The sequence below is a fragment of the Mesorhizobium sp. M5C.F.Ca.IN.020.29.1.1 genome (assembly GCF_003997375.1).
Taxonomy (GTDB): domain Bacteria; phylum Pseudomonadota; class Alphaproteobacteria; order Rhizobiales; family Rhizobiaceae; genus Mesorhizobium; species Mesorhizobium wenxiniae.
On the sequence record NZ_RZSW01000899.1, the window covers coordinates 1 to 1,658 of the forward strand.

The following is a 1,658-nucleotide window of genomic DNA, read 5'->3' on the forward strand; positions in this document are numbered from 1 at the left end:
GCTCACGATCGCTCTCCCAATTGTTCCTTAAGGGCAATCATAGTCAGCGCCGCACGCGCGGCAAAGCCGCCCTTGTCGCCTTCCGAGCGTTTGGCCCGCGTCCAGGCCTGTTCGTCATTTTCGGTGGTCAGGATGCCGTTGCCGATGCAGACCGCTTCCTGCACGGACAAGTCCATTAGGGCGCGGCTCGATTCATTGGCGACGATGTCGAAATGATAGGTGTCACCGCGCACGATGGTACCAAGGGCGACAAAACCGTCATAGCTCGGCCCGCCTTCGGCCGCGCCGTCAAGCGCGAAGGAAATCACCGCGGGAACCTCGAGCGAGCCCGGGACGGTGACGACATCGTATGTCGCGCCCGCTTCCTCGAGCGCGCTTGTCGCGCCTTCGAGCAGCGCATCGGCAAGATCGTCATGGAAGCGTGCCTCGATGATAAGAAGGTGGGCCTTCTTCTTCGGGCGAATGAACGCTTTGCCGTGTTGGGATGTGCCAGCCATAGATGTCTCCGGGATCGCCGGTGACTTAGGCCGAAGCCGGTTTGATCGCAAGCAGAAGATTGGTGGAGATGCGGGAGGTCTGCCGAAACTATTTTATTTCCCGGCGCGGCGTCTGACGCGGATTCCTGGGATCAAGGCTCAAAGCCCAGGCCTGCACGACATGGTGGTCAATCACATTACCGGCGTCAACATCAGCTAACGCTTCGCGCGTCAGTTGCTCTTCCTGTCTGGAAGTCCTTCTGCCCTCAATCATCAAAGCCCCACTTTCGCGGCCTCGGCCAATCGCGCCGCGTAGCGAGCCATGGTGTCGATCTCAAGGTTGACCCGGTCGCCGACCTGGCGTTCGCCCCAGGTGGTCACCGTCAGCGAGTGATGGATCAGAAGCACGTCGAAGCGCGTGCCCTCAACCTTGTTGACGGTGAGCGAGGTACCGTCGAGCGCGACCGAACCCTTGGGCGCGATAAATTTGGCCAGGTCGCGCGGCGCTTCCAGCGTGAAGCGCACAGCATCGCCCTCGTCCTTGCGTTCGATGATCTCGGCCGTGCCGTCGACATGGCCTGAAACGATGTGGCCACCAAGCTCGTCGCCGATCTTCAGCGCCCGCTCCAGATTGATTCTCGTGCCGGATTTCCAGCCCATGGCCGTAGTCAGCCTGAGCGCCTCTTCCCAGGCCTCGACCTCGAACCAGCGCGCATTGGCGCCGCTTTCCGGCAAGGCCGTCACCGTCAGGCAGACGCCGCCACAACAAATCGAAGCACCGATGGCGATGGTCTGCGGGTCATAGGCGGTGTCGATGCGAAGGCCGACGCCCTCTCTCAACGGCTTCACCGCAGCGACGGTGCCGACATCGGTGACAATCCCGGTAAACATCAGATGTCCCTTATCCACTCCGCGTAGCTGTCTTCGCCGAAACGCATGTCGCGCAATTTGCGAAATCCTGCCGGGATATGGTTGGCGTCGATGGGCGATACAATGCCGCTCCTGCCGATCGGCTCCTGCCCCTGGAACAGCACGATGCGGTCGACCAGCCCTTCGGCGAGGAAGGCCTTGGCCACCTTGGCGCCGCCCTCGACCAGCACGCTCGCCATCCCAAGCGCCGCCAGATCCTCGAGCAGTTCCGGCAACGCTATATCGCCTTCATACGTCTCGGTGCCGATGAAG

At 61.7% G+C, this 1,658-nt stretch carries 3 protein-coding genes and 1 pseudogene; all 4 read right to left on the reverse strand.

Annotation, left to right across the window (positions count from 1 at the left end; genetic code table 11):
* Positions 1–2 precede the first annotated feature (2 nt).
* Positions 3–497, reverse strand: coding sequence for a 6,7-dimethyl-8-ribityllumazine synthase (gene ribH, locus EOA85_RS34775; protein WP_127212693.1), 495 nt, complete (start codon positions 495–497; stop codon positions 3–5).
* An 88-nt stretch (positions 498–585) separates the two neighbouring features.
* A pseudogene (locus tag EOA85_RS39650) lies at positions 586–714 on the reverse strand (CopG family transcriptional regulator); the annotation flags it as partial.
* Positions 715–749: 35 nt separating this feature from the next.
* Positions 750–1,367 (reverse strand): riboflavin synthase, encoded by a 618-nt coding sequence (locus tag EOA85_RS34785; protein ID WP_065008051.1) that lies wholly within the window; start codon positions 1,365–1,367, stop codon positions 750–752.
* Positions 1,367–1,658, reverse strand: a 292-nt coding sequence (locus EOA85_RS34790; protein WP_206523461.1) for a dihydrofolate reductase family protein, incomplete at its 5' end; no start/stop codon positions are given. The genes EOA85_RS34790 and EOA85_RS34785, both read right to left, overlap by 1 nt.

Excerpts from the sequence above, each read along its gene's own strand:
- ribH (WP_127212693.1), bottom strand. The coding sequence starts at position 497 with ATGGCTGGCACATCCCAACACGGCAAAGCGTTCATTCGCCCGAAGAAG.
- EOA85_RS34785 (WP_065008051.1), bottom strand. The coding sequence starts at position 1,367 with ATGTTTACCGGGATTGTCACCGATGTCGGCACCGTCGCTGCGGTGAAG.